The organism is Anabaena sp. UHCC 0253, from assembly GCF_009712085.1.
Classification (GTDB): domain Bacteria; phylum Cyanobacteriota; class Cyanobacteriia; order Cyanobacteriales; family Nostocaceae; genus Dolichospermum.
Genome location: NZ_VILD01000008.1, coordinates 299,242 through 308,356, shown reverse-complemented (window position 1 = coordinate 308,356; position 9,115 = coordinate 299,242). Strand labels below are relative to the sequence as shown.

Annotated in this window: 3 protein-coding genes; 2 read left to right on the top strand and 1 reads right to left on the bottom strand. The window is 37.1% G+C overall.

The window, feature by feature from the left end; all coding sequences use genetic code 11:
* The first annotated feature begins 28 nt into the window (after nt 1-28).
* The gene (gene lexA / locus FJR38_RS21425) at nt 29-634 is read left to right on the top strand and encodes a transcriptional repressor LexA (protein WP_168492117.1); all 606 of its coding nucleotides are present in this window, start codon (nt 29-31) and stop codon (nt 632-634) included.
* A gap of 109 nt (nt 635-743) precedes the next feature.
* Complete coding sequence (locus tag FJR38_RS21420) at nt 744-2,225, top strand: DNA phosphorothioation system restriction enzyme (RefSeq protein ID WP_168539329.1); 1,482 nt, start codon at nt 744-746, stop codon at nt 2,223-2,225.
* Between the two features lie 102 nt (nt 2,226-2,327).
* Here the strand turns inward: FJR38_RS21420 and FJR38_RS21415 are convergent, their stop codons facing one another.
* Nucleotides 2,328-8,954, bottom strand: coding sequence for a CHAT domain-containing protein (locus FJR38_RS21415; protein WP_168539269.1), 6,627 nt, complete (start codon nt 8,952-8,954; stop codon nt 2,328-2,330).
* Between the last annotated feature and the right edge of the window lie 161 nt (nt 8,955-9,115).

The following is a 9,115-nucleotide window of genomic DNA, read 5'->3' as shown; positions in this document are numbered from 1 at the left end:
CATTTATTATTTACTTCCCGAAAAAATTATGGAACGTCTCACAGATCCCCAAAAACAACTATATGAATGGTTGGTTGAATATATCAGGTTGAATCAACATTCTCCCTCAATTCGCCAAATGATGCAAGGGATGAATTTGAAATCTCCTGCACCTATTCAAAGTCGTTTGGAACATTTACGTAATAAGGGTTACATCGGTTGGAATGAAGGTAGAGCGAGAACTCTTCGTATACTTCATCCTGTTAAACAAGGTGTACCAATTTTAGGAACTATTGCGGCGGGTGGATTGATAGAACCGTTCACAGACGCGGTAGAACATTTAGATTTAGCTAATTTATCATTACCTCCCCAAAGCTATGCTTTACGGGTTTCTGGGGACAGTATGATTGAAGATTTGATTGCCGATGGTGATGTGGTATTTCTGCGCCCTGTAGCTGAACCCAATCAGTTAAAAAATGGGACTATCGTGGCTGCGAGAGTGGAAGGACATGGAACAACCTTAAAACGGTTTTATCGCGATGATGATCTTGTGACTCTCAAACCTGCAAATCCTAATTATCATCCAATAGAAGTATCAGCAATGCAAGTAGAGGTGCAAGGTTCTTTGGTGGGTATTTGGCGTAATTATAACTAGTCAGTTGTCAGTAGTCAGTTGTCAGTTGTCAGTGGCAAATGAAAAACAGGTGACTACTGATTATTACGAATTACCAATCACTAATTACCAATTACCAATTTGCAAATTTATGTACCTGACGCAAAATGCAGTATCGAAATTGCCTAAATTTAAACTCAAATTACCTTATGCGGGTGAGAAAAAGGGCAGTTATGAAGTTAAGAAATCATTACCGGGATGTCCAAAAATGCCTTTATCTCTGCAATTGCGGGGATATCAACGCCAAGCTGTGACTAGCTGGTTTGCGAATCATGGCAGAGGGACATTAAAAATGGCTACTGGTAGTGGTAAGACTATTACTGCATTAGCGATCGCTTGTGAATTGTACCAGCAAATTGGTTTACAAGTCTTGTTGGTGGTGTGTCCCTATCGTCATCTTGTTAGCCAGTGGGGTAGAGAATGTGAGAAGTTTAACTTACAGCCGATTTTAGCATTTGATAATTTACGTAGTTGGCAAAGTCAACTTTCTACACAAATCTATAATCTGTGTTCTGGTTCTCAAAATTTCGTAACGGTAATTACCACTAACTCGACTTTAATTGGTGATGGTTTTCAGACACAACTGAAATATTTTCCCCCGAAAACTTTGATTATTGGTGATGAAGCCCATAATTTAGGCGCACCGAAATTAGAGGAAAGTTTACCCCGAAATGTGGGTTTACGTCTAGCTTTATCAGCGACACCAGAAAGATATTTTGATGATGATGGAACAGAATCTTTATTAGATTATTTTGGAAATATTCTCCAACCTGAATTTAGTTTACAGGATGCAATTTCTCAAGGTGCATTAGTTCATTATATCTATAATCCGGTGTTGGTAGAATTGACAGAAACTGAAAGTATCGCCTATTTAAAATTAACCAAAAAAATTGGGCGTTCTCTCCTGTATCGAGATCGAGATATGGGGGAATCAGGAGATTTTGAAGACAACGAAGATATCAAATCATTATTAATGCAAAGGGCGCGGTTAGTTGGTACTGCGGAAAATAAATTAATCGCCTTACAAGAGTTAATGACTACTCGTCGAGAAACTACCCATACACTATTTTATTGTAGTGATGGTTCTCAAGAAATCGGACAACGTTCATCTCTGCGTCAACTCAAAGCGGTTTCTCAACTTTTGGGAGGAGAATTAGGTTATAAAATCAGTACCTATACAGCAAATACTTCTTTAGAAGAAAGGGAAACTTTACGCCGTCAATTTGAAAGTGGAGAATTACAGGGTTTAGTCGCAATTCGTTGTTTAGATGAAGGTGTGGATATTCCCGCAATTCAAACCGCAGTAATTTTATCAAGTTCAGGAAATCCCCGGCAATTTATCCAACGACGAGGCCGGGTTTTACGTCCTCACCCTGGCAAAGAAAGGGCAACTATTTTTGATATGATTGTTTTACCACCAGATTTGGATAGAGAAACTATTGAAGTCGAACGGAATTTATTAAAGAAGGAATTACGGCGGTTTGTGGAATTTGCTGATTTGGCTGACAATGCTGGGGAAGCGAGGATGAAATTATTAACTTTACAAAAACGATATGGGTTATTGGATATTTAACACAGTCAAAAAACGTCAAAAAAATAGCGTTGGTGAATGAAAGTATGAATTGGTTTTCAGTTTATATTTAATTTTGATCATCTACTTATCAGTAAGCCCTAATTACCAAGGGCTGCCAATCATTGTAAAAGCAGCCCAATAATAGGGATGGGATAAACTTTTATTAGTTCCTTTTAATTCTGGTGGTAAAGAAATATCACCTCTTGTACCTCTTAATTCTCCATTTGTTACATTTACTTTATCTTGAATCATCGCTATTTGTGCTTGTCTTAATGCTTCAGATTTAATTGGTACATTTCTTAATTTCTGATAAAATTCGTTCATTAATCCTAATGTTCCCTCATCACTAACATACCACAAACTGGCTAAGGCAGATTTGACTCCAGCTTGTACTGCTAAACCCGCAAAACCTAATTCTACTTGTTCATTTCCTAATGCTGTCCGACAAGCACTTAAGACTAATAATTCGACTGGAGGATTTCTAAATCCTAAGTTACGAATTTGGTTAATTTTTAATTTTTCTGTTCCCCAAAATTGAATATATGATTGATTAGGATCTTTAATATTAAATTCTCCATGAGTTGCTAAATGAACTATTTGTGTAGCTCTTTGTTGTCGTTGTTTTTGGAGATTATTAATGGTAAATTCTTGATTAATAAAATAGCGATTTTCGCCAAATTCTTTGGCTACTGTTGGTAATTCTATCTTAACTCCTGGTAAATCATCTTGATTAGAATTGGCAAAATCCGAAGCTCCCATGATTAAAATTTGCGAATTTTTTAAAGATTCGTAACGAGTATCCATTAAAGACACACTGGGAATTAGTCCCATGTTATATTTTTCGACTAGATAATTTTTACCATCGTATAAAGCTGCAAAGGGAAGCGATCGCAAGTTATTATCAACGGAAAACAATAAGGTATCTATTTTTTCTGCGGTTAATACTGCTTCGATAGGTGCAATGAGAGAATTATAAAGCTTTTTCCCAGACTGCTGATAACCAACACTAGAAAGGTCTGTAATTTGGTTACGGAAAGTTTTTACATCAGCAATTATTTGTTTTCTGTCGAATTTGACATTACGATGAATTGCTTTTCCAGCAGGTGTAATTACCACTAAGTCTAAAGATTCAGGTTGTGATATGATGTAAACGATCGCTGATTGCTTTCCAGTTTGTAGGGCAATTTTCTTTAAAGCTGCGCGGATAGTTTCTGCTGTTTGTGGTTGAGCATTAAGTTCTAATTTTTCTTGATAATATTCTGTATATTCTCCAGATATGAATTGTTCAATTGAAGAAACTGCACCTGCTATATCACCTTGAATAAGTTGGTTTGATGCCGTTTGCCGAAGAAATTCACTACCAACTAAAAGAGGTTTTAAATTAGTTACTTCTGTGCCAATTTGTGCAACATTATCGGCTTTATCAATAACTGGAGGTTCTATATCTTCTTCATTCAAGGAAAATAGGCGAATATTTTCTTGAGTGTAAGTTGATAAAACCGGAAGAGTTGGCATTATAGTATTATTAACACCAGATGTAATTGCTCCGGCTGTACCGTGAATATCAGCATTACCAATAATAAAAGGAAGTACACCTGGATGATATATAGTAATATCACCACCCCCTAAACCTCCAGCAGTAGAAATAGAGGCACTAATACCATTTTGATCAATAAATGTACCTGTAGAGCGGAACGTATCCAAGGCAATAATCTCAACGTTACCACCAAAACCATTTATTCCACCTTGAGCATTAATGGATGCAATAATAGTTCTAATTGGGTCAATTGTTACATTTCCACCGTTACTAATGCTAGAACTAGAATCTATTTGACCAGTAATAATTTGGTTTTGAGCTAAGATATTAATATCTCCTCCACCATTAGCAGAACTAGAATTAAGATTATTTGTGGTGATGTTTTGACTAGTTAAAGTTATTTCCTGTCCGTTGGCGGTAATATTGCCTGTGGTAATATTTTGATTAGTGCGTAAATTCACACCACTTTGATTTGTATTAAGATCGCCCAATATTGTATTTCCGATTCCAAAAGTTTGGGTAATACTCGCAGCATTAATATTTTTGCCAGTGACATTAATAGCTTGATTAATAGCAAGATTTCCTAAAGTTAGATTATTGCCTAAGTCACTATTAAAATTGATATCACCACCTGCACTGAAACTCAGATCATAATTACCGTTGATGCTATTGGTGCTAATAGAGTTATCAGCCGTGAGAGTAGTATTATTAGTGAGGTTAATGGTATCGTTGAGGTTAATATTTCCACCGATAGCTTTAATATTACCATTTAATTCAGTGATACCGGATGCGTCAGTAGTGATACTTGCGGCGTTAACATTTGAGAAAGATGTTTTTCCACTACTATTAATATTTAAATTGCCGAGAGTTTCTATATTCCCAACTGCTTGTGTAAAAATAACGTCAGCACTACCAGCATTAATCGTCAAATTCTTATTACCATCAACTGTGTTATTGAAGGTGATCCCATTAGTGGTGATAGTGGAATTATTGGTAAAAATAACTGGGTAATTATAAGTTTGAGGATTAATGGTAGTAATATCTCCACCGATAAAAGTGGTAGCCTCGAAAGTGATAGTTGGGGTAGTGATAGAGTTATTTATAGCAACTGTACCAAATGGCGATCGCAATATTACCGGATCATTAAATATAAGATTATCTGCTAATGTAATTACACCACTACTATCACTACGTCCAATGATAATTGAGTTAAAACCATCCTGAATATTGCTTATTGCGGTACTGTTAAGATTAAAAGTTCCGATTGCACCATTACCAAGACCAATAGTTGTGTTAGGTGTTAGAGGTTGAAGGGTTAAATTTCCTGTACCTTGCAAGCTAATATTAGTTAAATCGAGAGTATCTGTAGTGAGGGTAATATCTCCCGTTTGATTAATAATAGAAGAAAGTGAGCCTTCTCCATAAATTCCTAATTTGGTAGCGGGAGCAGTCCCAGTTAAGCTAATTTGACCTGATCCTGTGGATGTAATCTGTGTTCCTTGACGAAGTAAAACTGCATAATCTCCATTATTGGTTGCACTGTCTCCATCAATTGTAATATTCCCTGTTCCACCTGTTGCAACTGTACTATTAAAGAACTCTACAGCAGTATTAACAGATCCTTGTCCAGATACTCCTGTGAACGTAATTGAGCCATTGTTAGATGTGATGTTACTATTTTGGACAAGAACTCCATCATTACCTGTATTTATTTCTTCTTGATTGCCACCTTTTCCACTCAGAGTAATTTCTCCATTATTGGACTGTATCGTAGAATTATCAATAAAAATTCCTGCAAAATTTCCTGGATTTGTGCCAATTTGATTAGCATTCAAAACAATATTTCCGCTATCAGTTGTAATACTTGAACCGGAATAAATGTTAATGCTACGAGTCGTATCTAGGTTAATATTTCCAATTCCGGTAGTTTCTAATCCACTACTATTAACCAGAAAAATATCATCCCCGGTGAAGTTAATATTTCCGCTGTCAGTTGTAATCCTTGAACCAGAATTTAGGGTAATACTTCTGTTGGCATCAAATTGAACATTACCTGTTCCTGTTGTGGAAATAGCCGCATTAGAATTAATATCTTGACCTGCTAGAGTAATCTCACCACCACTACCACCAGTATTAGAAACTGCATTTAGATTTCCTGTATTGATTGTTCCGGTTGTTGAGAGGGAAATATCACCACCATTACCGTTAAATTGAACCGTATCAGTGGAACTAGAATTTAATGTGCCAGCACTTGTATCAATATTGCCAGTTCCCGTTACTTCTAGACTAATATCGCCCCCATTATGCAAACGAGAGGTAGATAATATATCACCTGTATTGATGTTGCCATTGGCAGTTGTAAGGGTAATAGCACCACCTAGTCCATCATTATTAGCCCCTGAGTTGAGACTGCCTCCGGTAGTATTGATATTGCCATTACCACTATTGACTGTGAGGAAAATATTACCGCCTTGAGATCCAGTAACTGTTGTATTTGAGAATGTTGTGATATTTCCTGTGGTAATGTTTCCATCTTGAGTGAAGACAAAAATAGTTCCTCCAGAACCATTTATAGCGGAGGCATCGAGAGTTCCACCTGTTGTATTAATGCTGCCTGTGCTACCTGTGGTATTTAATGTAATGTTTCCGGCTGTACCAAGCCCATTGAAGATTTCGGTTTTTAACGTCCCAGTTGTAATATTACTTCCACTTGTAATTTGAATTGCTCCGCCGTTGATATTACTACCAATTAAGTCAACTGAAGTATCAATCTCACCTGTGGTAATGTTGCCTATTGCATCGAGAGTAACTGTCCGACTGGAGTTGAAGATATTCCCACTGGTAATGCCTCCATTACCTGCCGAAAGCGTAATAGTTGCATTATCAGATCCAGTAAGTGTAAAACCTGTGGAGTTGATAGAACCTAAAGGCGATCGCAAAATCACCGGATCATTAAATGTAAGATTATCTGCAAAACTAATTGCACCACTACTATCAGCGCGTCCAATAGTAATAGAATTAAAATCATTAGTAAAACTTGCTAATTCTGCATTATTGAGAAATGTAGTATTTGCCGCTCCACCTCCACCAATTGTCATTCCTAAATTGACAGATAGAGGCTGAATCAGTAAATTACCTGTACCTGATAAGGAGTTACTTAGAGAAATATCTGTAGTGTCTGCTGTCAGGGTTAGATTCCCAATTCCTGAATTAATATTCACTGCAAGAGCAGAAAAATCTACTGAATTTGTACTATTTGCGGAGAGACTTAAATTTCCCCCTCCTGAATTAAGGGAAACATCCTCTAAGAAAATACCATCGCCATTAACACCGTTACCAGTTAGGGTAAGACTTCCTCCTCCTGAATTAATATTTGCATTAATATTTACTCCTTGGATGAAAATTCCAGTTCCATCACTTGTACCATTCAGAGTAATATTTCCTCCACCACTGGAAATACTAGAACCAGAATTAATATTAATTGCAGGAAACCCAGTGCCACTGTTATTATTTCCTATGAGGGTAATATTCCCACCGCCTGAATTAATTGTTACTGCTTCAAGCTCAATACTAGAATCAGAAATAGCCCCTCCTCCCTTTAAGTTGATGTCGCCTCCGTTGGTAATGAGGCTATAATTTAAACCATCTTGAATTGAACCAATACCATTATTGTCAACGTCGGCAGTAATGTTTAAACTGCCTCCATTTGTTGTAATATCGCTCAAAAGAATATAATCATTAGCCTGTGCAGTTAATCCCACACCAGACTGACTAATATTAATTCCTGTTTGAAACCAAATACTACCTGTTGCTTGCAAAATCACATTGCTAGTAGCATTATTAATCAAGTCAGCATTAATGTTAGAACTCGTGCCGTCGGTATCGGGGTTAGCAAAAGCAGAAACATTAGCAAGAGAAGCACTACCACCGGCAGCAACTATATTAATATCTGTAGGATCTAGTAGGAGCGTTCCTAAATTTCCGTTAGCTGCAAAGGTATTAACCTGACCATTAAAATCCAGAAACTCTTTACCGGATACTTCGACAAAACCGCCATTACCACTTATAGAACCACCCTGGGCGCTAATATTCCCATAGAATCGAGTGGTGTTATCTGCCCAAAGAATAACTTTACCACCATCACCATTAATTAAAGAATCAGCCTTAATTTTTGAGTCGGTGCTAACAAAGGTAGACTGAGCATTTGGGACTGTACCTTTACCTTGAAAATCTCCACCAATTAAAACAGTACCACCACCATTGGTCCCCGAAGCGTTGATATTACCGCCAATTACCCCAACCTTTTCCCCAAAAACCCCGACAGTACCGCCTGTTTCCCCTGCGACCTTGAGATTACCAGAAGCAATGGAAACTCCTCCATCAGCAGGGACAATGACTCCAGCACTTGTTAAAACAACTTCTCCATTACTATCAACTGTTACCCCAGTCGCTTGACTGACATTACCTCCTGTCAATAGTTGTGGTAAAGAAAGACCAGTAATATTACTTGGTACAGAAGTTTGTGTAGGGTTAATCTCTAAACTTAATAAATGTCCTGGTTGAGAAATTCTCACTAAACTTGTACCAGGAACTGAGGCCATAGTCAGATTGCCCTCTGGTGCTGTGAGAGTTCCTGTATTAATGACATTACCGCCAATTAAAGAGAGACTTTGCCCAGTTCCTACTTGCAAAGAACCGACATTAATAATACTTCCTGGTTGACTAATATTAAAAGCAAACTGACTGGGATCTCCCACTAATGTTGCATAATTATTTAAACCAGTGGCATTAAACCAAAGATTATTACCAAACCCAATTCCAGTAGCTGTTGTAGCGGTAAAGTTGGCAGGTACATTTAATTGAGCATTTGCACCAAAAATTATACCCGATGGGTTGATTAAAAATAGATTAGCATTAGCACCTGTAACTTGAATTAAGCCATTAATTATAGAAGCATCACCGCCAACAACACGGCCGAGAATATTTTTAATTTGCGGATTTGATAAAAAATTAGCAATTTCGTGCTGATTTAGACCAAATTGGGTAAAACTGTGAAAAAGATTGATTTGATCTTGCGAAAGTGTCCCACCAGTGATGTCAATTTGATTACCATTCTGGTTGATAACTGTTCCTGTCCCGTCGGTAGCTGAAGTTACAGATTGGGCTTTTACTGATTGTGGGAATAGACCCATTAATAGTATTCCCAATAACAATAATTTTTTCCGTAAAGATATCATTATTTTACTACTCTATTGGCACTGAATTGTACTGGTGAGATACTTGAAATCCAATGCGGAAATAATACCAAAATATTACCGATTTTAAAAAATAGCTATAAATCTTGTTACATAAA